General features: G+C 59.8%; 21 protein-coding genes. 10 read left to right on the forward strand and 11 right to left on the reverse strand.

The genetic code is table 11. The features are described 5' to 3' along the window. Positions 1-375: 375 nt before the first annotated feature. A complete protein-coding gene (locus tag GST84_21335; GenBank protein XGB14742.1) occupies positions 376-576 on the forward strand; it encodes a hypothetical protein in 201 nt (66 codons plus the stop codon). 313 nt (positions 577-889) lie between these two features. Further along, complete coding sequence (locus tag GST84_21340) at positions 890-2,362, forward strand: inorganic phosphate transporter (GenBank protein ID XGB14743.1); 1,473 nt, start codon at positions 890-892, stop codon at positions 2,360-2,362. A gap of 121 nt (positions 2,363-2,483) precedes the next feature. Here GST84_21340 and GST84_21345 read toward each other — a convergent pair whose 3' ends face one another. Further along, positions 2,484-3,959, reverse strand: coding sequence for a DUF853 family protein (locus tag GST84_21345; protein XGB14744.1), 1,476 nt, complete (start codon positions 3,957-3,959; stop codon positions 2,484-2,486). 169 nt (positions 3,960-4,128) lie between these two features. Between GST84_21345 and GST84_21350 the strand changes: the two genes are divergently transcribed. From GST84_21350 to GST84_21365, 4 genes are all read left to right on the forward strand, one after another. Continuing rightward, a complete protein-coding gene (locus GST84_21350; GenBank protein ID XGB14745.1) occupies positions 4,129-6,003 on the forward strand; it encodes a HAMP domain-containing protein in 1,875 nt (624 codons plus the stop codon). Positions 6,004-6,165: 162 nt separating this feature from the next. Continuing rightward, entirely contained in the window at positions 6,166-7,287 is a 1,122-nt protein-coding gene (locus tag GST84_21355) for a glycosyltransferase (protein ID XGB14746.1), read from the forward strand. After that, on the forward strand, positions 7,280-8,044 hold the full coding sequence (locus tag GST84_21360) for a DUF2334 domain-containing protein (protein ID XGB14747.1): 765 nt from the start codon (positions 7,280-7,282) through the stop codon (positions 8,042-8,044). The genes GST84_21355 and GST84_21360 overlap by 8 nt, the downstream gene beginning before the upstream one ends. Then, positions 8,041-9,033, forward strand: coding sequence for a flippase-like domain-containing protein (locus GST84_21365; GenBank protein XGB14748.1), 993 nt, complete (start codon positions 8,041-8,043; stop codon positions 9,031-9,033). The genes GST84_21360 and GST84_21365 overlap by 4 nt, the downstream gene beginning before the upstream one ends. A 231-nt stretch (positions 9,034-9,264) precedes the next feature. Here GST84_21365 and purU read toward each other — a convergent pair whose 3' ends face one another. Continuing rightward, positions 9,265-10,116, reverse strand: a complete 852-nt coding sequence (purU, locus tag GST84_21370) for a formyltetrahydrofolate deformylase (protein XGB14749.1) — start codon at positions 10,114-10,116, stop codon at positions 9,265-9,267. Positions 10,117-10,400: 284 nt separating this feature from the next. On the opposite strand from purU, the gene GST84_21375 reads away from it, so the two are divergent. Further along, a complete protein-coding gene (locus GST84_21375; protein XGB14750.1) occupies positions 10,401-10,778 on the forward strand; it encodes an H-NS histone in 378 nt (125 codons plus the stop codon). A gap of 72 nt (positions 10,779-10,850) precedes the next feature. Here GST84_21375 and sbcB read toward each other — a convergent pair whose 3' ends face one another. The 3 genes from sbcB to GST84_21390 all read right to left on the reverse strand — a co-directional run bounded on the left by sbcB (position 10,851) and on the right by GST84_21390 (position 13,211). After that, positions 10,851-12,284, reverse strand: coding sequence for an exodeoxyribonuclease I (gene sbcB / locus GST84_21380; protein XGB14751.1), 1,434 nt, complete (start codon positions 12,282-12,284; stop codon positions 10,851-10,853). Positions 12,285-12,341: 57 nt separating this feature from the next. After that, positions 12,342-12,701, reverse strand: a complete 360-nt coding sequence (locus GST84_21385; protein ID XGB14752.1) for a PilZ domain-containing protein — start codon at positions 12,699-12,701, stop codon at positions 12,342-12,344. Between the two features lie 123 nt (positions 12,702-12,824). Further along, positions 12,825-13,211, reverse strand: a complete 387-nt coding sequence (locus GST84_21390) for a tetratricopeptide repeat protein (protein XGB14753.1) — start codon at positions 13,209-13,211, stop codon at positions 12,825-12,827. A gap of 180 nt (positions 13,212-13,391) precedes the next feature. Here GST84_21390 and pyk point away from each other — a divergent pair, with 180 nt between their 5' ends. Beyond that, positions 13,392-14,846 (forward strand): pyruvate kinase, encoded by a 1,455-nt coding sequence (gene pyk / locus GST84_21395; GenBank protein XGB14754.1) that lies wholly within the window; start codon positions 13,392-13,394, stop codon positions 14,844-14,846. Positions 14,847-15,046: 200 nt separating this feature from the next. Here the strand turns inward: pyk and ltrA are convergent, their stop codons facing one another. The 6 genes from ltrA to GST84_21425 all read right to left on the reverse strand — a co-directional run bounded on the left by ltrA (position 15,047) and on the right by GST84_21425 (position 22,352). Next, a complete protein-coding gene (gene ltrA / locus GST84_21400; GenBank protein ID XGB14755.1) occupies positions 15,047-16,738 on the reverse strand; it encodes a group II intron reverse transcriptase/maturase in 1,692 nt (563 codons plus the stop codon). A gap of 1,034 nt (positions 16,739-17,772) precedes the next feature. Next, positions 17,773-19,413 carry a chaperonin GroEL gene (gene groL / locus GST84_21405; protein XGB14756.1) on the reverse strand — a complete coding sequence of 547 codons (1,641 nt, stop codon included), beginning with the start codon at positions 19,411-19,413 and terminating at the stop codon, positions 17,773-17,775. A 50-nt stretch (positions 19,414-19,463) separates the two neighbouring features. Continuing rightward, positions 19,464-19,757: a co-chaperone GroES gene (locus GST84_21410; protein ID XGB14757.1), complete on the reverse strand. Its 294-nt coding sequence runs from the start codon at positions 19,755-19,757 to the stop codon at positions 19,464-19,466. A gap of 243 nt (positions 19,758-20,000) precedes the next feature. After that, positions 20,001-20,462, reverse strand: a complete 462-nt coding sequence (fxsA, locus tag GST84_21415) for a membrane protein FxsA (protein ID XGB14758.1) — start codon at positions 20,460-20,462, stop codon at positions 20,001-20,003. 65 nt (positions 20,463-20,527) lie between these two features. Beyond that, positions 20,528-21,259: a DUF2470 domain-containing protein gene (locus GST84_21420; GenBank protein XGB14759.1), complete on the reverse strand. Its 732-nt coding sequence runs from the start codon at positions 21,257-21,259 to the stop codon at positions 20,528-20,530. Positions 21,260-21,341: 82 nt separating this feature from the next. After that, positions 21,342-22,352: a DUF481 domain-containing protein gene (locus GST84_21425; GenBank protein XGB14760.1), complete on the reverse strand. Its 1,011-nt coding sequence runs from the start codon at positions 22,350-22,352 to the stop codon at positions 21,342-21,344. 163 nt (positions 22,353-22,515) lie between these two features. Between GST84_21425 and GST84_21430 the strand changes: the two genes are divergently transcribed. Together GST84_21430 and GST84_21435 are read left to right on the forward strand one after the other, a co-directional pair. After that, positions 22,516-22,869: a DNA base-flipping protein YbaZ gene (locus GST84_21430; protein XGB14761.1), complete on the forward strand. Its 354-nt coding sequence runs from the start codon at positions 22,516-22,518 to the stop codon at positions 22,867-22,869. A gap of 43 nt (positions 22,870-22,912) precedes the next feature. Then, on the forward strand, positions 22,913-24,460 hold the full coding sequence (locus tag GST84_21435) for an AmpG family muropeptide MFS transporter (GenBank protein ID XGB14762.1): 1,548 nt from the start codon (positions 22,913-22,915) through the stop codon (positions 24,458-24,460). Positions 24,461-24,552 lie beyond the last annotated feature (92 nt).

Below are 24,552 nucleotides of genomic sequence, written 5' to 3' on the forward strand. Positions count from 1 at the left end.
GTGGCTTCTTTGGAGAGACTGGTCAGGTACCCACCGTAAGAAGTCCCCAGGCAACGGCCTCGCCTTTCGGCGAGGCCGTTTTTCGTTACGGCCCGCCCTGACATTGCAGCGAACTTCTATCCTTCATTCCTTTCAAACTTGTACGAAAGGTCCAAACTGTTGGTGAACAGATCCTGCTACTTGCGCCAGATGATGTCAGTGCTGAGTAAATAACGATGTTCGGCGAATTATCGGTTGCTATAATCGACTGCGCAGGCCCTCCGCTTACCGTGGTGATGGAACCTTCCGCTTTAACAAGCCGTTGCGGCCAGCAAGGCAATATGCATGTGGCACAATGCATGACAACAGTCATTACACTTATTTCAGGTACTGCATGTGACGAAAGATGAACTGCGCGCGGAACTCGAGCGCCAGGCTGAACGTTACAAGGAAGTTTATGGTGGCGAAGTCACCACCTACGCCGCACAACCGGATCCGGAACGCAAACCTTGGCGCAAGCGTGCCAGCGTTCGCGACCAGGCCTTCAGCCAGGAACTGGAACGCATCGAAAAAGAACTGCGCAGCGACAATCCCTGAGCCTCGGGGGTCCTCTGCGCGTCGTCGCCCGGTCAACCCGGGCGAGGTCGATCTTTACTGTCTGGCCGATGATGAAATGGAATTACACAAATTTCATACGGCCGTTTGAAATTTTGAGAAATGGACATTTCACAACATTTAGGCCATTTTTCGCCATGATTTTCGACTTTTAGCCGCAATTTACCCCACTGAACGCCCCCCTCTGCACGACATGCTTGCACCATGAAGACTGTCATCTGTCTGTTGCAGGTGCATCGATTGCCAAGGTTTTCTGGCATAATCCCGCCCCCCTATGACCCGCCAGACAACCTTCATGATCGATTTATTCAGCGGACTGGATGCCTGGGTATTGGTGAGCCTACTGCTCGCCTTGACCTTCGTACTCGCCTTCGAGTTCATCAATGGCTTTCATGACACCGCCAACGCGGTAGCTACCGTCATCTATACCAAAGCCATGCCACCGCACCTCGCCGTGTTCTTCTCCGGCGTGTTCAACTTCCTTGGCGTTCTGCTCGGCGGTGTAGGGGTGGCCTATGCCATCGTGCACCTGTTGCCGGTAGAGCTGCTGATCAATGTGAACACCGGACATGGCCTGGCCATGGTCTTCTCGTTGCTGGCCGCGGCCATCACCTGGAACCTGGGCACTTGGTACTTTGGCATTCCCGCCTCCAGTTCGCATACGCTGATCGGCTCCATTCTCGGTGTCGGCCTGGCCAACGCCCTGATCAACGACATTCCGCTGGGCGACGGTGTCAACTGGCAGAAAGCGATCGATATCGCCATGTCACTGGTGGTCTCGCCAATGGCCGGCTTCGCCGTTGCTGCGCTGGTGCTGATCGGCCTGAAATGGTGGCGCCCGCTGTCGAAGATGCACAAAACGCCGGAACAACGCCGCAAGCTCGACGACAAAAAGCACCCGCCCTTCTGGAACCGTCTGGTCCTGGTGGTTTCCGCCATGGGTGTGAGCTTCGTGCACGGCTCCAACGACGGCCAGAAAGGCATCGGCCTGATCATGCTGGTGCTGATCGGTATTGTGCCGGCCAAATTCGTACTCGACCTGAACAGCACCACCTACCAGATCGAGCGTACGCGCGACGCTACCCTGCACATGAGCCAGTTCTACCAGCGTAACGCCGCCACCCTGGGCGAGTTCCTGGCACTGGGCAAGGCCAAGGCCAGCGACCTGCCGGAGCAGTTCAGCTGCAACCCTCAGCAGACCGAACCGACCATTGCTGCGCTGCAGACCTCGCTGAAAGGCGTGACGGACTACCACAGCCTCGACGCCGATAAGCGCGTTGAAGTACGCCGCTACCTGTTGTGCCTGGATGACACCGCGAAGAAGGTTGGCAAGCTGCCAGGCCTGGACGCCCGTGAAAAATCCGACCTTGAAAAGCTGCGCAAAGACCTCACCGCCACTACCGAATACGCCCCGTTCTGGGTGATCGTGGCCGTCGCCCTGGCCCTTGGCCTGGGCACCATGGTTGGCTGGAAGCGCGTAGTGTTGACCGTAGGCGAGAAGATCGGCAAACAAGGCATGACCTATGCCCAAGGCATGTCGGCACAGATCACTGCAGCCTGCGCCATCGGCATGGCCAACGTATTCGCCCTGCCGGTGTCGACCACCCATGTGCTGTCATCCGGCGTGGCCGGCACCATGGTCGCCAACAAAAGTGGCCTGCAAGGCGGCACTGTGAAGACCATCCTGCTGGCATGGGTCCTGACCCTGCCTGCCTCGATGGGCCTGGCGGCCGGCCTGTTCTGGCTGGCGTCCAAAGCCATTGGCTGAGTGACACCGCAATGAATGAAGGCGCCCCCGGGCGCCTTTTTCATAGCCGTCATTCCTGTGCTGCCCTGTTCTTTGCCGGGGCAGCCTTGTGCTACCGAGGGTATGGGCCTGCGCAGGAAGACTACCTTTTCTTGCTCCCTAACAACGACCCCATCAACCCGCGCACCAACTGCCGCCCCAACTGGTTAGCTGCCTGGCGCACTGCCGACTTGATCGCCTGCCCCGCTGCACTCTGCAAGAACTCGCCAGCCTTGTCGGCAAAGCTCTCTTCATCCGCCTTCGGTTGTGGCGCCGGCTCTACCGGTTCGCCCTTGCGCTGGGTCAGCATTTCATAGGCAGATTCACGGTCCACCGGCTTGTCATAGCGCCCAGCCAATGGCGAAGCGGCAATCAGCGCACTGCGCTCAACCGCACTCAGTGGCCCAATACGCGACTGCGGCGGTGCAACCAGCACCCTCTGCACGATGGCCGGCGTGCCCTTTTCTTCCAACGTACCCACCAGCGCTTCGCCAATACCCAGTTCGGTCAGCACTGCCAGGGTATCGAACGCCGGGTTGGGGCGGAAACCATCGGCTACCGCCCGCAGCGACTTCTGCTCCTTGGCCGTGAACGCCCGCAAGCCGTGCTGAATGCGCAAGCCCAACTGGGCCAGCACCGCGTCGGGCAAGTCCCCCGGCGACTGGGTAACGAAATAGACACCCACCCCCTTGGAGCGGATCAGCCGGACCACTTGCTCAAGCCGCTCCTGCAACGCCTTGGGCGTGCCGTTGAACAACAAGTGTGCTTCATCGAAGAACAGCGCCAGCACCGGCTTGTCAGCATCACCGCGCTCGGGCAACTGCTCGAACAATTCGGCCAGCAGCCACAACAGGAACGTCGCGTACACCTTGGGAGCCTCGTGCACCAATCGGCTGGCATCGAGCAGGTGGATACGCCCACGACCATCCGGATCAGGGCGCAGCAGGTCCTCCAGCTGCAATGCCGGCTCGCCGAACAGTGCCTCGGCGCCCTGCTGCTCCAAGGTAGCGAGCCGGCGCAGCAAGGCCTGGGTAGAAGCCGTGGTCATTAGCGCGCTGTCTTCGCCGAGCAGCTGCGGGTTATCCTTCAGATGCGCCAGCAGGGCCTTGAGGTCTTTGAGGTCCAGCAGCAGCAGGCCTTCGCGGTCGGCCACCTTGAATGCTGCGTACAACGCCGCCTGCTGACTGTCGGTCAGTTCCAGCAAATTGCCCAGCAGCAGCGGCCCCATTTCACTGAGGGTGGTGCGCAGCGGGTGGCCAGACTGCCCGGCGATATCCCATAGGCTCACCGGATAGGCCCGGGGCGTATGCCCCAGCCACGGCATGCCAGCGATGCGCTCAGCCACCTTGCCTTGCGGCGCACCGGCAGCGCCCAAACCACAAAGGTCGCCTTTGACATCGGCGGCGAACACCGCCACCCCCGCGTCGCTGAACACCTCCGCCAGATGCTGCAGAGTGACGGTCTTGCCAGTACCCGTTGCGCCAGCCACCAGACCGTGCCGGTTGGCCAGGCGCATTGCTTGACCGACTGGCTGGCCATCCGGGCCCGCACCTACAACGATGGTCGAAAATTCCGACATCTTTTTAATCCTCTGCTCAAGCTTTAGCTTAATTCGGCCGATACCTGTGGGTGATATTCGCCTTAATAGAGAGGAACAACCGAAAAGGGACTTCTCGGGATGTTGCACAACCTACGGCTCCACTCGTGCGAACGCCTGATATAGAACCTTAGCGGAACCGATTACGCCCATGAACAAAAGCCTTCGTTTCAGCCACAAGATTCTTTTGGCGGCATCACTGATCGTGATACTCGCCTTCAGCCTTTTCACCCTCTACAACGATTACCTCCAGCGTAATGCGATCCGCGAGGACCTGGAAAACTACCTGGCTGAAATGGGCGCCTCCACGTCGACCAACATTCGCAACCTGTTCGAGGGCCGGATAAAACTGGTGGAAAACCTGGCGCAGAACATTGCCCAGAACCCAGCCAGCGCCGAAACCCTGATGGGTCAGAATGCGCTGACCTCCAGCTTCCTCACGGTCTACCTGGGCAAGGTCGACGGCAGTTTCAGCGTGCGCCCGGACGCGAAGATGCCCGACGGCTACGACCCGCGCACCCGCCCTTGGTACAAGGACGGCATGAACGCCAGCGGCGCGACCCTGACCGAACCGTACATCGACATGACCACCAACAAGATGGTCATAGGCATCCTCAACAAGGTCTCCAGCAGCGTTGGCGTGGTCGGCGGCGACCTGGCCCTGGACGGCCTGGTGCAGATCATCAACTCGCTGAACTTCGGCGGCATGGGATACGCCTTCCTGGTCAACGACCAGGGCAAGATCCTGGTGCACCCGGATAAAGACCTGGTCATGAAGTCGCTGTCTGACCTGTTCCCGCAGCACACGCCGAAACTGACCGGTGAGCTGACCGAAGTGCAAAGCGATGGCCAGACTCGCCTGCTGACCTTCAGCCCAATTACCGGCCTGCCGTCGGCAAACTGGTACATCGGCCTGTCGGTGGACAAGGACAAGGCCTTCTCGATGCTCAGCACCTTCCGCACCTCTGCGGTGATCGCCACGCTAGTGGCGGTGGTGATCATCATCGGCCTGCTCGGCCTGCTGATCCGCGTGTTGATGCAGCCGCTGCACACCATGACCCGCGCCATGGAAGACATTGCCGAAGGTGAAGGCGACCTGACCAAGCGCCTGCATATCCACAACCACGACGAATTCGGTGTCCTCGGCAACGCCTTCAACCGCTTCGTCGAACGTATTCACAGCAGCATTCGCGAAGTGTCTTCGGCCACCGAGCAGGTCAACGAAGTGGCCCTGCGGGTGATCAGTGCTTCGAACTCGTCGATGACCAACTCCGATGAGCAGTCCAACCGCACCAACAGTGTCGCAGCCGCCATCAACGAACTGGGAGCAGCTGCCCAGGAAATTGCCGGCAACGCCGCCCAGGCTTCGCAGCACGCAAGCTCCGCGCGCCTGCTGGCCGAAGAAGGCCAGCAAGTGGTCGAGCGCAACATTGCCGCAATGAACCGCCTGTCCGACCTGATCGTCACGTCCAGCGCGCACATCGAAACACTGAACAGCAAGACCGTGAATATCGGCCAGATCCTCGAAGTGATCACCAGCATTTCCCAGCAGACCAACCTGCTGGCACTAAACGCCGCCATCGAAGCGGCCCGCGCCGGTGAGGCCGGGCGTGGCTTTGCCGTGGTCGCCGACGAGGTGCGCAACCTGGCGCACCGCACCCAGGAATCGGCGCAGCAAGTGCAGACCATGATCGAAGAGCTGCAGGTCGGGGCCCGCGAGTCGGTCGATACCATGGACCAGAGCCAGCGCCACAGCCAGGACAGCATGCAGATCGCCAACCAGGCGGGCGAGCGACTGGACAGCGTAACCGTGCGCATTGGCGAAATTGACGGCATGAACCAGTCAGTGGCCACTGCCACCGAAGAGCAGACCGCCGTGGTCGAGGCGATCAACATGGACATCAGCGAGATCAACATGCTCAACCAGGAAGGCGTGGAGAACCTGCAAGCGACCCTGCGCGCGTGCTCCGACCTCGAGCAACAGGCTGGCCGCCTGAAGCATCTGGTGGGCAGCTTCCGTATCTGATAGCTGCTACACCTTCGCCTGGCGCAGCCTTTGTGCTGCTCCAGGCATTGCGCCCCCTCTCAAACTGATCGAACAAACTATCCTTCTGATAGGTCCACCTTTAGGCGTGTCATCGCCGGCAATTCAACGCCGGATGACAGACCCGAAGACGATCCCGGAGGGATGCTGATCGTGCACATCGCCGACATCACCATGTTCTACGCCCCGGCCAGCGGTGGCGTACGTACCTATCTTGATGCCAAACATCACCGTCTCGACGCCATTCACGGCGTACGCCATAGCCTGTTGATTCCTGGGGCCAGTGCCCAACACGCCGATGGTATCTATCAGGTACCTGCGCCGCCCTTGCCGTTTGGCAAAGGCTACCGCTTTCCGGTACGCCTGGCCCCCTGGTGCAACACACTGCGCATGCTCAAGCCCGACCTGATCGAAGTTGGCGACCCCTACCTGACCGCCTGGGCGGCGCTGGAAGCACGGCGCCAGCTCGACGTGCCAGTGATCGGCTTCTACCATTCCGACCTGCCGTTACTGGTCAGCAACCGCATGGGCAACTGGTTCGCCCCCAATGTCGAGGCCTACGTCAGCAAGTTATACGGCAATTTTGACCGGGTACTGGCCCCCAGCCAGGTGATGGCCGAAAAATTACGCCGTTTGGGCGTGCGCGATGTCCATGTGCAGCCGCTGGGCGTTGACCTTGCCACTTTCCACCCCGCCCGGCGCGACCCACATGTACGTGCCGAACTGGGCATTGCCGATACCAGCCGCCTGTTGATCTATGCCGGCCGAGGCTCGCGGGAAAAGAACCTACCGGTACTGCTTGACTGCATGCGGCAACTCGGCGACCCCTACCACCTGTTACTGGTAGGCTCGAGCATGCCGGCCAACGTGCCGCACAACGTCAGCGTCATCGATCACTTCTGCCCGGCTGCAGAGGTGGCCCGGCTGATGGCCAGCGCCGACTTGTTGGTACATGCTGGCGACCAGGAAACATTCGGCCTGGTCATTCTCGAAGCGATGGCCAGCGCCACGCCCGTGGTGGCCGTGCGCGCCGGTGCCTTCCCTGAAATCATCAACGAACAGTGTGGCCGCCTGTGCGCGCCCAACGATGGTCGGGCGATGGCGTCGGCCGTGCGCGAGGCGTTCGAGGCAGGTATACGCGAGCTCGGTGTGCAGGCCCGTCACCATGTAGAGCATCATTATTCGTGGGATAACGTGGTGGCTGGCCTGCTGCAGCACTACCAGGCCGTGCTCGGCCACCAGCCACAGGTGCGCGCCCATGCTTGAGCCCTCCGCGAGCCAGCGCAGCCTCATGCTGGTGCTGCATGATGTTGCCCCGGAAACCTGGCCGGACTATGAACCGTTCGTAGAGGCCGTGGACGCGCTGGGCAACGTGCCAATGACATGGCTGGTGGTCCCGGACTTCCATCGGCGTAATCCGCTGCACCGGGCACCTACGTTCTGCCGCCTTCTGGACGCACGCCTGGCCAAAGGCGACGAACTGGCGCTTCACGGCTATGCCCATGCAGACGAAGGACCCGCACCGCGCAACCCCGTCGACTACTTCATGCGGCGCATCTATACACATGAAGGCGAGTTCTACAGCCTTGATGAGAGCGAAGCACTTACCCGCCTACAGGAGGGCCTGGCACTGTTCGAGGGCCAAGGGTGGCCTGTGGCAGGGTTTGTCGCACCTGCCTGGCTCATGAGCCAAGGCACGCGGCAAGCGCTGTGCAGCCTGCCACTGAAATACACCAGCACACCGCAGCATTTGTACCGTTTGCCGGACTTTACGGCCATTGATGCGCCAGGCCTGGTCTGGAGCGCCCGAAGCGCATGGCGTCGCAAACTGTCCCACACGCTGTGCGACTGGCAATGCCAGCGCTGGCGGGGCGCAAGCACAATACGCATGGGGTTGCACCCTGTAGACATGCGCCATCGCTCATCCCGTGATTATTGGCTGCGAACACTGGAGAAACTGTTGAAGGATGGTCGCGAACCATTGACCAAATCTGCCTGGCTGGAGCGCCAGGGGGCAGCATGAAGCGTTGGGCCTGGTTGGCGCTGGCATTGCTGGGTGCAGCGCTGGTGCCAGCGTTGCTGGGTGGTAGCGAGCTGCTGCCGCGACTGAGCCGGTTCGACCCGCACCTGCTGCTCATGCTGCTAGGCATGATTCTGTTGTGCTGGGTCATCAATGCGCTGCGCCTGCGCCTGTTGCTGGGTGAGCAGGCAAAACAGTTGAGCCATGCTCGCAGCCTGGGCGTGGTCATGGCCACTGAATTTGCCATCTGCACCACCCCTGGCGGCAGTGGTGGGCCGCTGACCCTGATGGCCCTGCTGGCGCGAGACCGCATCAGCCCGGCACGCAGCGGCGCCGTTTTTGCCATGGACCAGTTGAACGACCTGGTGTTCTTCTTCTGCGCAATGCTGGCGATTGCCGGCTACGCGCTGTTCCACAGCCTGGGCCACAGCCAGGAAAGCATGTTGCTGGGCAGTGCGTTACTGCTGTGCACAGCGTTGGCCGGGGTGATCGGGCTGTCGCGCTATCGGCGTCCGATAATGCGCATGAACGGCAGGTTGCTGCAGCGCATGGGGATGGGTCAGCCGCGCAAACGCCGCTGGGCGCGCAAACTGCTGCACTTCGTCGCAGCACTGGCGCAGACCTGGCGCCTGCCCAAGCGCACGTTGAGCCTGGTATTCACCCTGACTTGCGCCCACTGGGGGCTGCGCTACAGCGTGTTGTACCTGGTGCTGCGGGGCTTGGGGGTGGACCTGCAGTGGATTCCCAGCTTCCTGGTGCAGATGCTGTCGCTCAGCGCCGGCCAATTCAGCCTGCTGCCTGGCGGAGCCGGGGCCGCCGAGCTGACGTCGGCCAGCCTGTTGACGCCATTGGTGGGCAGTTCGACCGCGGCTGCGGCAATCCTGATATGGCGGGCGGTTACTTACTACTTTTATCTGCTGGCTGGTGGGCCGGTGTTTGTGTGCCTGCTTGGGCGTCCGCTGCTGGAGCGCTGGCGGCGTCAGGCGGGTTGAGCTGTTGCCAGAGCTCGGCGGCGCCGGGGAATTCGGTGCCATCCGTGTCATCCAGGGCTTCAGGGTCGTAGCGGGCCAGGCAGCCTTCGCCAAGGGTCGGTGGAGGTGAGGCGGCGGGGTTGTTGCGTTGCCTGGCCATTGGCGTTTCACCCAAGATTGCCGGGGCGCTGTGCACCCCTGTCGCGACAGGGCTGCACCGCAGCCCAGAATCTCACAGCAAATCAAGTGGTGTCAGTCGAACACCACAGTCTTGTTACCATGCACCAGCACGCGGTCTTCCAGGTGATAACGCAGGCCACGGGCCAGCACCATCTTCTCCACATCACGGCCAAAGCGGACCATGTCCTCGATGCTGTCAGCATGGCTGACACGTACCACATCCTGTTCGATGATCGGGCCGGCGTCCAGCTCTTCGGTGACGTAGTGGCAAGTCGCGCCAATCAGCTTCACGCCCCGCAGGGCGGCCTGATGGTAAGGCTTGGCGCCGACGAACGACGGCAGGAAGCTGTGATGGATGTTGATCACCTTCTCGGCATAGTCCCGGCACAGTTGTGGCGGCAGGATCTGCATGTAGCGGGCCAGTACCACGACGTCGGCGGCATGCTCCTGCACCAGGCGCGACACTTCGGCAAAGGCCGGGGCCTTGTCCTTGGGGTCGACCGGAACATGGAAGAACGGAATACCGTGCCACTCGACCATGCTGCGCAGGTCGTTGTGGTTGGAAATCACGCAAGGGATCTCGCAGTCCAGCTCATCGGTGTGCCAGCGGTGCAGCAAGTCTGCCAGGCAGTGCGACTCACGGCTGGCCATCAATACCACGCGTTTTTTCTGAGCCGAGTCGGTAATGCGCCAGGTCATGGAGAACTCTTCGGCGATCGGCGCAAACGCTTCACGGAAAGCTTCGATACCGAACGGCAGCGATTCAGCGCGGATTTCATGACGCATGAAGAACCAACCGCTCTGCTCATCGGAGTGGTGGCTGGCTTCGTTGATCCAGCCATTGTACAAGGCCAGGAAATTACTGACTTTCGCCACGATGCCTACACGGTCGGGGCAGGCGATCACCAGACGATAGGTGCGCATGAATGAGACTCCAGAACTTCGCAAAGGCGCCTATTCTAGCGGCCCGCCAGAAAAAACGCAGTATTGATCGCTGCCACGATGGCATATGCAGGCGCGAAAACGCAGCAGGGGCTCTGTCTGACAGACATGACGAATCGTCTGGGCCGTATGTAAAAATTTGTTCACGTAGAGAAATGCTGTCACAGCTTAATTAACAGTTAATTGCCCATTCTTATGTTTACTTGCGAGTATTGCCTGTCTATTATTGGCCCACACATTTCTGAACACGCATTAAGGAACACTCCATGTCCCTGATCAACGAGTACCGCGCTACCGAAGAAGCCATCAAGGAACTTCAGGCCCGCCTGGCCAATCTGTCGCAGGATGACAAGCTGAAGAAAGAACTGGAGTTCGAAGGCAAACTGCGCACACTGATGGGCGAATACTCCAAGTCGCTGCGCGACGTGATTGCCCTGCTCGACCCAGAGTCGAAACTGAGCAAGGCACCTCGTGGTTCGGTCAAGACTACCGCCACCAAGCGCGCACGCAAGGTCAAGCAATACAAGAACCCGCACAACGGTGAAGTGATCGAAACCAAAGGCGGCAACCACAAGACCCTGAAAGAGTGGAAAGCCACTTGGGGCGGCGATGTGGTTGAAAGCTGGGCAACCCTGCTGGACTGATTATCCGCATACGCCTCTTGCTTCGCACAACAAAAACGCCGGCACACTGCCGGCGTTTTTGTTTACCTGCCATCAGCCGATTGAATAGTTTTCCTGCAATTGTCGAGCATGCATTTGCCAGGCCTCCAACACCCGCCTGCCCGCCTCGTCGGCGCCCTCCCAGGCTTGCTGGCGTGCCTGTTCGAAGTCGCCCAAGGTATTCGGCGCGCCCCACTGCGGGTCGCTCAGGCGTTGCTGGCAGAAGCCATACCAACGTTGCCGCTCTTCGCCGGTCAAGGTTTCAGGGAAGTTACGTGCCCGGTAGCGGAACAACAGCTCCGGCAAACGCGGATCATCGAACATCCAGTGGCCAAGGCTCAACTGCGCCGGTTCCAGCGCACGAACTTGCTCGCATAAGCGCCGGTCGCGGTCACCTATAAAACCCTCATACAACTGCTGTTCCGGGTCCTCACTCGGGGCGAACTCGTCCTTGCCATAGATGTGCTCCAGCTTTTCTTGCCATTGCGCCTGTTGATTGGCCAATTGTTCGCCGCGCGATTGTAACAACGTCAAGTCCAGGCCCAATCGTTGTTGATCGACCGGGCGCAATACCGACAGCGGCGCCACTACCGGGCAACGATTGATCTGCACCAATTTGAGCGGTACCGGCAATTCACCTTCAGCCAATTCATCATGCCGGGTGTACAAACGCTGACGCAAAACTTCAGCACTTTCCCGTAGTAACGGTAGGGTTTCCTGATGCAGGTCGCAGACAATCAGTGCATTGCGATTACGCGGGTGCCAGGCCAGTGGCAATACGACACCCAGGTAATTGCGCGCCGCCGAAAAACGTCCGGATATATGCACCAGTGGCTGCAACAAACGGATCTGCTCCATCACTTTATGCTTGCTGCGCAGCTGAAACAGCCAGTCATACAACTTGGGTTGTTTCTGCCGAATCAGGCGGGCCAAGGCAATGGTTGCCCGCACGTCGGAAAGCGCTTCGTGGGCATGCCCATGGTCAATGCCATTGGCCTTGCTCAGCAGTTCAAGACGCAGACTGGTGCGCCCGTCCTGTTGTGGCCATTGAATACCCTCCGGGCGCAGGGCATAGGCGGTACGCACAATATCGATCAGGTCCCAGCGGCTATTGCCTCCCTGCCATTCACGGGCGTACGGATCGAAAAAGTTGCGGTAAAGGCTGTAGCGGGTCACCTCATCGTCGAAGCGCAGGGTGTTGTAGCCGGCACCACAGGTGCCCGGTTGCGCCAGTTGGGCATGCACACGGGTCATGAACTCGGCTTCGCACAAGCCCTGCTCCGCCAGCAGTTGCGGCGTGATGCCAGTCACCAGGCAGGCCGCCGGGTGCGGCAGGATATCGTCCGACGGCCGGCAATAGAGACTGATCGGCTCGTCGATCTCGTTGAGGTCGAAGTCAGTGCGCACGCCGGCCACCTGCAGCGGCCGATCGCAGCGCGGGTTGATGCCGGTGGTTTCATAGTCGTGCCAGAAAATGCTGGAGGTCACGGGGTCGTCCTGTATCGAGGTCGACCCGATTCTAGCGCGATTCTGAAAAATGAACGTTCAGACGGGCGCGTTGGCGGGGCGGAAACTGAAATAGTCGCGCAATGAACGAACGAAATCATCGTACTCGCGCGGAGACTGCAGCAGCATGAAGCCCGAATCGTAATGCCCAGGTGTCTGGTCCTCACGGCACCACAGGCAACTGGCAGTGAGGTTGACGAACTGGTGCCCGCCGCCAGGCAGGGGCATACGCAGTTGCAGCTCGTAATCGGGCCCGACCAACACAGGTAGCTGGCTGATGACCATCAGCCCATTTTCAGAGGCATTGCCTAGCTGACCGATCTCCTGACCGGTAAAGCGGTTGAATACCTTGAGGACACAAGGTAGCTGATGACGTTCGATGTGGCGCTTGTTGAACATGATCGCGAGTGTATTCCGTACCTGATGCCAGGAATACAAAGTACTGGCGGTTGTTGTAACAACTGAGTTACAGATTAGCGCAGCACGCGCAGCAAATCTCGTGAAATTAACCACACCTTTGTGTTAGCGCCAAGGTACGCTCGTCACCGGGTTGGCCACGGCTGTTTCCGCACCGCGCAAATGGCCGAGTTTTTCCAGGGTCTGCAGGCGCGCCTGGGCGCGATAGGCATACTCGTTGCCCGGGTACTGCTGGATCAGGTACTGATAGGTCTGCGCCGCATCCACGTACAACGCCTGGCGCTCCAGGCACTGGCCGCGCAGCAATGACACTTCGGGGTGGATGAACGGCCGGGCACGGCTGGTGCGATCAACCTGCGACAGTTCGAGCATGACCCGCGCGCAATCGCCGCGGTCGTAGGCGCGGTAGGCATTGTTCAGGTGGTGGTCCATGGACCAGCGGGTGCAGCCGACGGTGCTGGCGGCCAGGGCTAAAACGATCAGGGCTCGCATGGGGATCTCCTTTGATGCCAATGTATCGGCGTTTGCCTGCAAATCTTCACACCCTTTTGCAAGGATACCCTGCCCCGTTCAAATGCCACCCTGCCCTGGGCGTAGGTAGTGCAACGGAACAATGACTACAGCGAGATTCAGGAGTAGCCTTTCGCTGCGCTTCACTATAGGAGTCTGTGCATGAGCATCCGCCGCACCAAAATCGTCGCCACCCTTGGCCCCGCCAGCAACTCGCCGGAAGTGATCGAACAACTGATCCTCGCCGGCCTGGACGTGGCACGTCTGAACTTCTCCCACGGCACGCCGGACGAGCACAAGGCCCGCGCGCGCCTGATTCGTGACATCGCCGCCAAGAACGGCCGCCATGTTGCACTGCTGGGCGACCTGCAGGGTCCGAAGATCCGCATCGCCAAGTTCGCCAACAAGCGCATCGAACTGAAGATCGGTGACAAGTTCACCTTCTCCACCGCCCACCCGCTGACCGAAGGCAACCAGGACATCGTCGGTATCGACTACCCCGACCTGGTCAAGGACTGCGGCGTTGGTGACGAACTGCTGCTCGACGATGGCCGCGTGGTCATGCGCGTCGAAACCGCCACTGCAGACGCCCTGCACTGCGTGGTGATCATCGGTGGCCCGCTGTCGGACCACAAAGGCATCAACCGTAAAGGGGGTGGCCTGACCGCACCGGCCCTGACCGAAAAGGACAAGGCCGACATCAAGCTGGCTGCGGAAATGGACCTGGACTACCTGGCCGTGTCCTTCCCGCGTGACGCCAGCGACATGGAATACGCGCGCAAGTTGCGTGACGAAGCCGGCGGCAGCGCCTGGCTGGTGGCCAAGATCGAACGCGCCGAAGCAGTTGCCGATGACGAGACCCTCGACAAGCTGATCGCCGCCTCCGACGCGGTGATGGTTGCCCGTGGTGACCTGGGCGTGGAAATCGGCGACGCCGAGCTGATCGCCATCCAGAAGAAGATCATCCAGCACGCCCGCCGCAACAACAAGGCAGTGATCGTGGCGACCCAGATGATGGAGTCGATGATCCAGAACCCGATGCCGACCCGCGCTGAAGTGTCCGACGTGGCCAACGCCGTGCTGGACAATACCGATGCGGTGATGCTGTCGGCCGAAAGCGCCGCCGGTTCCTACCCGATCGAAGCGGTCCAGGCCATGGCACGCATCTGCCTGGGTGCCGAAAAGCACCCGACCAGCCAGAAGTCCAGCCATCGCCTGCACACCACCTTCGAGCGCTGCGACGAAAGCATCGCCTTGGCGGCCATGTACACTGCCAACCACTTCCCGGGCGTAAAGGCGATCATCGCCCTGACCGAAAGCGGCTACACCCCGCTGATCATGTCGCGCCTGCGTTCGCATGTACCGATCTTCGCCCTGTCGCCGCGTCGCGCTACCCAGGCGCGCGCCTCGATGTTCCGTGGTGTGTACCCGATTGCCTTCGACCCGGCCGCGCTGCCGGCCGACAAGGTGAGCCAGGCAGCGGTCGACGAGCTGCTCAAACGTGGCCTGGTGGAGCAAGGTGACTGGGTGATCCTGACCAAGGGTGACAGCTACCACACCATCGGTGGCACCAACGGCATGAAGATCCTGCACGTCGGTGATCCGCTGGTCGGTTGATCCACTCTTTTCACAGCACAAGGCTCAAGAGCAGCCTTGTGCTGTGAAGAGGCCCCGACAGGAACAACAAAAAGCCCCGGTTCTCGCGAACCGGGGCTTTTTGATGGTGCAGGGGGTAAGGCTGGCTGTCGGGTAAGAAACGGCCATTACTGACCGTCCCTCCCCTAAGAACTGTACGTGCGAGTTTCCCCGCATACAGCTCAAGCCTTTGTAAGCCCTTTCTCAGTTGAAAGAGCCGGTGCCGCACTGTGTAACTGTCGATGACAGTTGGGATGCAACAACACCAGATTGCCCAGCTCGTCGCATCCGCCCTTGTGCCGCTCGATAACATGGTGAATGTTCCACCCGCTTTCGAACGTAATCAACTGCTTGCACATCGGGCAGCGCTTGCTCTGGCCAAGCCACAGCGTCAGCGTCTTCCGCTTCCCCTCGTCCGAGCTTCGCCACGCATATTCCAGCCGTTGCTCGAAGTACATCTCGTCCTCTGGGGCGTATGGGTTAGCCTCCGCCTTGATCTTGGTGTGCCGCTTGATCGGCGTATCGCTGGCGTACAACAAGTGGAGCAGTTTGCCGCTGGGGTGTAGCCCGGAGAATACCCAACTACGTGTTCCCACGCGCTTGAAGTATTTTTCCTTGATCCAACGTTTGCAGCGATTCAGATGTCGCCGCCTGCACCATCGCCATAGCAATTTCCAGATCCTGTAATCCACGTAGTTGAAGGTCTGCTTGGCGACAATCGGCCGATGATAATTGGCCCAACCCCGAATAACTGGATTGAGCTGCTTGATCAACAGGCTGGCCGGTGCCGCTTTGTTCGCTTCAACCAACGCCTTAACCTTGGCCAGAAATGCTTTCACGTTCTTGTGGGCTGGCTTTATCAGCAGCTTGTCACCGTACTTGCGAATATTCTGACCGAGGAAATCGAACCCATCCGATACATGCGTGAACAACGTTTTCTCCACCGCAAGGCTCAACCCCCGCTCGGCCATGAAGGCTTCGACGAGTGGCTTCACCTCGTTTTCCAGCAGCTCTTTCGAGATGCCGGTGATGACGAAATCATCTGCGTATCGCACATAGTTGACCTTGGTCTTGTAGCTGGCTTTGGTATTACGCTGCCCGAACCGAGATTCGAGCTCCTTTTCCAGTCCATCAAGGGCCAGGTTGGCCAATACGGGCGAGATGATCCCTCCTTGCGGAGTTCCCGCCCCTGTCGGATTCAATCGACCGGATTCCAAATATCCCGCTTTCAGCCATTTCCTTAGAACCACTTTGTCCATCGGGACGTTAGTGATCAGCCAGTCGTGACTGATGTTGTCGAAACATCCCTTTATATCGCCCTCCATGACCCACTGCGCAGAATGCTTGCGACCGAGATTGACGAACAATTGCTCGATTGCATCTGCCGTGGAACGGTGAGGGCGAAAGCCATAGGAATTTCGGTCGGCTGTGGTCTCAGACACCGGTTCAAGTGCCAGCAGGTATAACGCCTGCATCGCTCGATCCAGCATCGTCGGAATCCCCAGCGGTCTACGCTGGCCATTTGCTTTGGGAATGTAAATCCGCCGCAGTGGCCGGGGCTTGTAGCCCCTGCGCTCTAACCGAAAAACTGCCTTCCATTTGCTTTCAGGCGTGCTCCAGGTTTCCCCATCGACGCCGGGAGTCCTGCGACCCCGGTTTTCAGTGACCCGTTTAACCGCCAATACCTTGGCGGCAAACGAGCGAACCAGCATACGCTGCAAGGTTTTCACCTGCCGCCATTGCTGATTCTTGGCTGCCTTCGCGATCCGTACCTGTAGCCCTCGCACCTGTCGATGACCTGTTTCCCAGTCTATCGAATGCCAACTGATGGCCAGATGGGAGGACGCAGGTACTTCTATTTCAGACGCACTCATCTTGCTTTTCCTCCAGAGAAGATTTCCCCAGAGGGCAGTAGACGCACGTCGCCCTTGTGGGGGAGTGAGTACACTGCCCCGCAAGGGATTTCTATGAGTTAGACGCAGCCGGTCAAACCGACAAACGTCTGTTCTTGATGGCTTTACAGGCCTTCTCGCGATCAAAGACCAGTCGGAAGTCAGCACCGTTTCCAGTCAGGGCAGAGCCCTTATCCAACCCCATTACAGGGAGGCATTCGCTTTTTCCGACATCCTCTACCCGCATTTTCAACAGTCTTCCTCACGGTCGACCTGCCTTGCCATACAGGCCAATGGCGAAAATACGGGCTTACCGAGTTCCATAACCGTCACAAGGATGGGTTAGGCCCTGCCTATTCACCGATGACTCAATGTCAGCGTGCCCCCAGATGTAAAAGGGACAACCAGTCATGCACCATTTTGGTCAAAGCCTATCAGCAACTTTGGCTCCATGCGGTTGACGGTGTTTATCAGCAGTTCACTTACGTTGGCCATACCAACCAGCCTAGCGTCTCACCCGCGTGTTGCTCGCAGGGTCTGCATGGTGCCTCGCGGCGACCACACACCACAGAATCATGGGACTACATTGTCAGGAAGCTTCGCACCCCGCCGTTACCAGCGACGCACTATCCCTAGGCTACTTTTGGCTGAACAAAAGGTCTCGCGCCCCTCTACCTTGCGGTTTCCGGGTGAGACAATGACAGCTATGGCTTGCGCCCTATAGATAGGAGCAGGCCAGCTCTTTGGACACGATTTCCCATACCTCCCTCGCAGTGATTCAAAATCTGCAAGCTCAGTACGCATATCGTTCTGATGATTTCCAGAGAGAAAATCACGATATATAGGCGACATTACGCCGAATTCTAAGCACCTTGTGAGTGCCGGAAATCCGGGTTTTGACGCCCGGACTTCGGGTTTTTTAAGCTGTTTCTGCGGGAAAGTGATCACCGGTTCAACCGGTGATCACCTAAGATGTAGCCCGCTAGGTGCTTCTACCTATAGCGACTCTCGTCGCACTACATCATGCCGCCCATGCCACCCATACCGCCCATATCAGGCATGCCAGCAGCTGGCTTGTCTTCCGGCAGGTCGGCAACCATGGCTTCGGTGGTGATCATCAGACCGCCGATCGAAGCAGCAGCTTGCAGCGCCGAGCGAGTAACCTTGGCTGGGTCCAGGATGCCCATCTCGATCATGTCGCCGTATTCACCGGTAGCAGCGTTGTAGCCGTAGTTGCCCGAACCTTGCTTGACCTTGTCAGCAACCACGCTTGGCTCATCACCGGCGTTGGCTGTGATCTGGCGCAGCGGGGATTCAACAGCGCGACGCAGCAGCGCGATACCGACGTTCTGGTCTTCGTTGTCGCCTTTCAGGTCGACGATGGCTGCCAGGGCGCGAACCAGGGCAACACCACCGCCAGGCACCACGCCTTCTTCAACGGCTGCACGGGTAGCGTGCAGGGCGTCTTCAACGCGGGCTTTCTTCTCTTTCATTTCAACTTCAGTGCCAGCACCCACCTTGATCACGGCAACACCGCCAGCCAGCTTGGCCAGACGCTCTTGCAGCTTCTCACGGTCGTAGTCCGAGGAAGTTTCTTCGATCTGGGCACGGATCTGCTTGACGCGTGCTTCGATCTCGGTGTCAGCACCAGCACCGTCGATGATGGTGGTGTTTTCCTTGGACAGGATGACGCGCTTGGCGTTACCCAGGTGCTCCAGGGTAGCGGTTTCCAGGGACAGGCCGATTTCTTCGGAGATGACCTGGCCGCCAGTCAGGACGGCGATGTCCTGCAGCATGGCCTTGCGGCGATCGCCGAAGCCCGGAGCCTTGACTGCAGCAACCTTGACGATGCCGCGCATGTTGTTGACTACCAGGGTAGCCAGCGCTTCACCTTCAACGTCCTCGGCAACGATCAGCAGTGGGCGGCCGGCCTTGGCAACGGCTTCCAGAACTGGCAGCAGCTCACGGATGTTGGAGATTTTCTTGTCGACCAGCAGCAGCAGCGGGCTTTCCAGCTCGGCAACCATGGTGTCCGGCTTGTTGACGAAGTACGGCGACAGGTAGCCACGGTCGAACTGCATGCCTTCTACGACGGACAGTTCGTTTTCCAGGCCCGAGCCTTCTTCAACGGTGATCACGCCTTCTTTACCGACTTTTTCCATGGCTTCGGCGATGATTTCACCGATGGAGTTGTCGGAGTTGGCAGAGATGGTACCAACCTGGGCGATGGCCTTGGAGTCGGCGCATGGCTTGGACAGGTTCTTCAGCTCGGCAACAACGGCAGCAGTGGCCTTGTCGATACCGCGCTTCAGGTCCATCGGGTTCATGCCGGCAGCGACGGCTTTCAGGCCTTCGTTGACGATGGCCTGAGCCAGAACGGTAGCGGTGGTGGTGCCGTCACCGGCAGCGTCGTTGGCCTTGGAAGCAACTTCCTTGACCAGCTGGGCGCCCATGTTTTCGAAAGCGTCTTTCAGCTCGATTTCTTTGGCGACGGAAACGCCGTCCTTGGTGATGGTCGGCGCGCCGAAGCTCTTGGCCAGTACCACGTTACGGCCTTTCGGGCCGAGGGTCGCTTTTACCGCGTCAGCCAGAACGTTGACACCAACCAGCATTTTCTTACGAGCGGAATCACCAAATTTTACGTCTTTAGCAGCCATGATCGTTTAATCCTTGAAAAACTTTGGAGTAACGGGAAGTCGGGGGGAAATCAGCCTTCGACAACGGCGAGGATTTCGTTCTCGGCCATGACCAGCAGGTCTTCGCCATCGACTTTCACGGTGTTGCTGCCCGAGTACGGGCCGAAAACCACTTTGTCACCCACTTTCACGGCCAGCGCGCGAACTTCGCCGTTGTCCAGAACGCGACCGGTGCCGACGGCTACAACTTCGCCGCGGTTTGGTTTTTCAGCGGCCGAACCCGGCAGGACGATACCGCCAGCGGTTTTCGATTCTTCTTCGCTGCGACGGATGACTACGCGGTCATGCAGAGGACGAAGTTTCATTGTCGATCTCTCCCAAATTGTGGTTTTCATCGGCCGGTTCGACACCGGCGGTTTTGATGCTGTCCGGCGTTGCCGGGGGTGGCCCGCTGTGAGCGAACCACCTGTGTAATGTCTGGTGTTGCCACCAGAAACCTTGCGGTGACCACATACATGAGGCCGCCACATCCAATTACAAGGCTCGAGATAGAAAAATTTTCATCAGGCCAAAAAAAACCGGGGCCGCTTGTGCGGCCCCGGTCCTTTTTACTTGTCGCGGCGCTCGTACTCGCCTTCGATCACGTTCGGGCGGTGGCCGCCATCACGCGGCTGCGCCTGGAAGGGGTCGTCCTGGAATGCACGCTGGCGCATGGCCTGGGCCTCGGCACGCTCGCGCATCTTGCGCGCAGCCAGGCGACGGGTGAACGGCAGCAGGCACAGCACACCCAACACGTCGCTGATGAAGCCTGGCAGCAGCAACAGGCCACCACCCACGGCCAGCATCATGCCCTGGAACATGTCCTCGGCGGGCAATTCACCGCGCTGCAGGCTTTCACGGGCGCGCAATGCAGTCGCCAGGCCGGCCACCCGCATGACCAGTACGCCCAAGGCGGAGCCGGCGATGATCAGCAGCAACGCCGGAAAGAAACCGATTGCCGCGCTGACCTTCACGAAGACGAACAGCTCCAGCACAGGAAAAATCAGAAACAGCAGTAGAAAAGCACGCATCAAGGGTTCCTCGACGGAAGATAACCTTCCAATAAGACCTCAGATGGATGCCTGCGCTCCGGATTTCAACCCTCGGTTTGCATCACAACCGGCCATTTGTCAGCGCGAGCCAGCAAAACCAAGGCCTCGCGGACTTGTGTCGGCGTGTTGCAAGTAGTGGGGAAAGGCAACCAGTGCACGGCCTGGCCGATGCGCAGGTGCATGCCTTCGCTGTCTACCCCGACCAACTGCGCCGGTACGTGCCGTGGCAACCCGGTCAATTCGACGTAGTGGGCAATGGCACTGGCGTGATCGCTGTTCATGTGTTCGATCATGCTCCCCTCGGCCTTGCCGGCGAACGGGTTGGCCAAGGTCACATGGTCCAGCCAGTGGATCGCACCGAAGCCGCCGATGTAGCGGTGGCGCACCGGTTGCAGCACCCAGAAATCGAAGTCGTGGGCCTTGTGGTAGTTGGCCGCGTCCGGGAAATAGCGGTAATAGCGTTCGGCGGCGGCCTCGATGACGGCCTCGTCGACCAGCTTGTGCGCTTCGGCCATCACCGTCAGGCGCCCTACCGCCTGCACATCCTCAGCCTCGCGCTCACCCACCAACAGCGAACACTTGGGGTCCTTCAGCAGGTTGTGGGTGTGCTGGGCAATGCGGCTGATCAGGATCAGCGGGTTGCCCTGGGCGTCCAGGCAGTACGGCACGACCGAACCAAAGGGGTAGCCAGGCATCGACCTGGAATGGGTCGAAAGCACGCCTCGATATTCCTTGAGCAGCAGTTCCCGGGCGGGGCGGATGGCGTTGGTACTCACTTGAAGGCAGCTCCTGGCGGACGGGTTGGGGACAAGATAAGCATTATCAGCTGCCTGTGCCACTGACCTGCATCCTGATGCCTTACCAGGTAACGCCAAAGCCCGCGGTATAGCGTGTCTTGTCCAGGTCACTTTCACGCGTGCCGGTGATGATATCCTTCTCCGCCTTGAGGTTGAGCGAGGCCCACTCGGTGACCTTGTAGCGCAGGCCAACCTCGGCATCCAGCGAGTAGTCGGCCACGCCACCCAGCGGCTTGGCGAACTCGCCGTTGGTGAACAGCTGCACGTTCTTGCCGATCAGGTATCGGGTGTAATCCCACTTCACGGCCGCAGAATAGAAATTATCCTTGCCGCCGTCCTGATACTCGAAGTCAGTACGGTTGATCAGTGAGCCCAGCGAGAACGCGCCCAGTTCATCGTCCCAGAACTGGTAACCCGGGCCGGTACCCACGGTGCGCTGGCGGGCCAGGTCTTCGATGTGATCGCGCTTGTATTCCGCACGCCCCTGCCAGAACCACTTCTCGGTCATGAAGCGGTCCAGAGCGTACTCGGCGCTCCAGTTGTCGGTGGTGGTAACGTCGTCCTTGGTCTCGCGGTTGTACTCACCCTCGGCGTTGTGCCGCCAGCGGCCATGGCGGGCAGTGGTCTTGAAGCCCACGTCGTAATCGTCGGTGTCGTTCTCGGCGCGCTTGTAGTCCAGCGCCACGTCGACATTGCCTTTCCACACGAAATCCTCGACCAACGGCTTGGGCTTCATGATCTGCTCGATGCTGGCCAGCTCCACCGTCTTCGGTGAATCGCCATTGGCCAAGGTCACCTTGCCTGGCTCGGCGGCCTTGAGCGACTTGGCTTTCTCTCCGCTGTAGGCGTCCTGCTTGACCAGCATCTCCTGATCGCTTTCCAGCGTCTGGACCTGTTTCCAGTCCAGGGCGATTGACCCGCCATAAGGGGTTTCCAGCAGCAGCTTGCCGCCGTCGAAGACCTTGATCTTGCCACTCAGCCGGTCACCGTTCTTCATCCACACAGTGTCGGCGAACACCGGAGAGGCGCACAGGGAAACAGCAAGAAGGCACAACAAGGATCTAGAATTCATAAACAGGCTTTGTTTGCGGACTAAGGTTCGATTTGACGAAAAAGCCGGGCATTATCCAGATACCCACGACCAGAGCAAGGACAGACCGGGAGCATGCCGTTGAGTTCAACTCTCATTTGCCGGACCACCGGTCCGGTTTCATCTGCAGCCCAAGGCGGGCGAGATGTCTGATGGATATGAGCACGCCCTTGATTCGGCCGAGGGCCGACGAACGGCGCTGTATTCCGTACTTGGCCAAGTGCCACCTGGCAAGGTGGTGAGCTATGGCCAACTGGCCGAGCTGGCTGGGCTTGGCCGTGCGGCGCGCTGGGTTGGGCGCACTCTGGGGCAGTTGCCTGCAGACACTCGTCTGCCTTGGCATCGGGTGCTCGGCGCGGGTGGCCGGCTGAGCCTGGCGCTGGGTACCCCGTCAGGCGATGAGCAAAGGGCGCGGTTACGCGGGGAAGGTGTGAATGTAAGCAACAATCGTGTGGATATGACGCGCCATGGCTGGCGCCCAATGGAGCACAGCGGTTAGAGTGCGCGCTTTGTTTTCGAAAACTTGAGGCAGATGTTGGCCCATGCCCCGTAAAACCTGGCGCGCTGCGCTTGCTGCCTATGCCAGCCCGTCAACCTTGGTACTTTTGCTACTCGGTTTCGCCGCCGGCCTGCCGTACATGCTGGTGTTCTCGACCCTGTCGGTATGGTTGCGCGAAGCCGGCGTTGCCCGTGAAACCATCGGTTATGCCAGCCTGATTGGCTTGGCCTACGCCTTCAAGTGGGTCTGGTCACCGCTGCTCGACCAATGGCGCCTGCCGTTGCTTGGCGGCCTCGGGCGCCGGCGCTCGTGGCTGCTGTTGTCGCAAGCGCTGGTGGTGATCGGGCTGGTCGGCATGAGCCTGTGCGACCCGCAACAACACCTCTCCTGGCTGATTGCCATGGCCGTACTGGTGGCCTTCGCCTCGGCTACCCAGGACATCGCTGTCGACGCCTACCGCCTGGAAATCGCTGACGACCAGCGCCAGGCCGCGCTCGCTGCCAGCTACATGGCCGGCTACCGGGTGGCTGCCTTGCTTGCCACGGCCGGTGCCCTGTTCTTCGCCGAGTGGTTCGGCTCTACCGGCTTCAGCTACCTGCACAAGGCGTGGGCCGGCACGTACGTGATGTTCGGGGTGATGATGCTGCCCGCCCTGTTCACCACCTTGGTCATGCGCGAACCGCCAGTGCCCATGCGCACCCAGTTGTCGGCAGCGCGCTACGGGCTGGTGCACCAGATGGCCTCGGTGTTCGTGCTGATCATCCTGCTGGTCTCGGTACCGGCCAGCTTCACCCAGATGTTCAACACCGGCTGGTCCAGCGTGATCTCCGGTGATGCCACGCCGCTCGACCTGCTGCTGGAAGACCGCGCCTTCCTGCGCCTGATCCTGTACGTGCTGCTGTCCTGGGCCTGCCTGTCGAGCCTCGGTCGTCGCGGCCTGGCCCCCGTGCTGACCCCGATCAACGACTTCATCACCCGCTACCGCTGGCAGGCTCTGCTGCTGCTAGGCCTGATCGCCACCTATCGCATGTCGGACACGGTGATGGGGGTGATGGCCAACGTGTTCTATATCGACATGGGCTTCACCAAGGACCAGATTGCCAGCGTCAGCAAGATCTTCGGTCTGATCATGACCCTGGTCGGCGCCGGAGTTGGGGGCCTGCTGATCGTACGTTTCGGCATCATGCCCATCCTGTTCATCGGCGGCGTAGCCTCTGCCGGCACCAACATCCTGTTCCTGATGCTGGCTGACATGGGTCCGAACCTGGAAATGCTGGTGGTGACCATCTCACTGGACAACTTCAGCTCCGGCATGGCTACTTCGGCCTTTGTGGCCTACCTGTCAAGCCTGACCAATCTGAAGTTCTCGGCGACCCAGTACGCACTGCTCAGTTCGATCATGCTGCTGTTGCCGCGGCTGATCGGCGGGTATTCGGGCGTTATTGTGGAGAAGTTCGGCTACCACGACTTCTTCCTGATCACTGCTTTGCTGGGTGTGCCTACGCTGATCCTGATCGCCCTGCAGTGGCATCAGGAAGCCGGGCGGGGAACCCCGGTGGCGGAGGAACACTCCGCAGCTGAGCGGCCCTGAAGGTTTGTGTTGCCTGTGCAGGCCTCTTCGCGGGTGAACCCGCTCCTACACCGGGCCGCGTCGCCTTGTAGGAACGGGTTCACCCGCGAAGA

It is taken from the genome of Pseudomonas putida, from assembly GCA_041879295.1.
In the GTDB taxonomy this organism is placed as follows: Bacteria; Pseudomonadota; Gammaproteobacteria; order Pseudomonadales; family Pseudomonadaceae; genus Aquipseudomonas; species Aquipseudomonas putida_Y.

Excerpts from the sequence above, each read along its gene's own strand:
- GST84_21430 (XGB14761.1), top strand. The coding sequence starts at position 22,516 with ATGTCTGATGGATATGAGCACGCCCTTGATTCGGCCGAGGGCCGACGA.
- GST84_21410 (XGB14757.1), bottom strand. The coding sequence starts at position 19,757 with ATGAAACTTCGTCCTCTGCATGACCGCGTAGTCATCCGTCGCAGCGAA.
- GST84_21360 (XGB14747.1), top strand. The coding sequence starts at position 7,280 with ATGCTTGAGCCCTCCGCGAGCCAGCGCAGCCTCATGCTGGTGCTGCAT.
- GST84_21425 (XGB14760.1), bottom strand. The coding sequence starts at position 22,352 with ATGAATTCTAGATCCTTGTTGTGCCTTCTTGCTGTTTCCCTGTGCGCC.
- GST84_21365 (XGB14748.1), top strand. The coding sequence starts at position 8,041 with ATGAAGCGTTGGGCCTGGTTGGCGCTGGCATTGCTGGGTGCAGCGCTG.
- GST84_21435 (XGB14762.1), top strand. The coding sequence starts at position 22,913 with ATGCCCCGTAAAACCTGGCGCGCTGCGCTTGCTGCCTATGCCAGCCCG.
- GST84_21350 (XGB14745.1), top strand. The coding sequence starts at position 4,129 with ATGAACAAAAGCCTTCGTTTCAGCCACAAGATTCTTTTGGCGGCATCA.
- groL (XGB14756.1), bottom strand. The coding sequence starts at position 19,413 with ATGGCTGCTAAAGACGTAAAATTTGGTGATTCCGCTCGTAAGAAAATG.
- pyk (XGB14754.1), top strand. The coding sequence starts at position 13,392 with ATGAGCATCCGCCGCACCAAAATCGTCGCCACCCTTGGCCCCGCCAGC.
- GST84_21375 (XGB14750.1), top strand. The coding sequence starts at position 10,401 with ATGTCCCTGATCAACGAGTACCGCGCTACCGAAGAAGCCATCAAGGAA.
- GST84_21390 (XGB14753.1), bottom strand. The coding sequence starts at position 13,211 with ATGCGAGCCCTGATCGTTTTAGCCCTGGCCGCCAGCACCGTCGGCTGC.
- GST84_21385 (XGB14752.1), bottom strand. The coding sequence starts at position 12,701 with ATGTTCAACAAGCGCCACATCGAACGTCATCAGCTACCTTGTGTCCTC.
- ltrA (XGB14755.1), bottom strand. The coding sequence starts at position 16,738 with ATGAGTGCGTCTGAAATAGAAGTACCTGCGTCCTCCCATCTGGCCATC.
- GST84_21340 (XGB14743.1), top strand. The coding sequence starts at position 890 with ATGATCGATTTATTCAGCGGACTGGATGCCTGGGTATTGGTGAGCCTA.
- fxsA (XGB14758.1), bottom strand. The coding sequence starts at position 20,462 with ATGCGTGCTTTTCTACTGCTGTTTCTGATTTTTCCTGTGCTGGAGCTG.
- GST84_21355 (XGB14746.1), top strand. The coding sequence starts at position 6,166 with ATGCTGATCGTGCACATCGCCGACATCACCATGTTCTACGCCCCGGCC.
- purU (XGB14749.1), bottom strand. The coding sequence starts at position 10,116 with ATGCGCACCTATCGTCTGGTGATCGCCTGCCCCGACCGTGTAGGCATC.
- GST84_21345 (XGB14744.1), bottom strand. The coding sequence starts at position 3,959 with ATGTCGGAATTTTCGACCATCGTTGTAGGTGCGGGCCCGGATGGCCAG.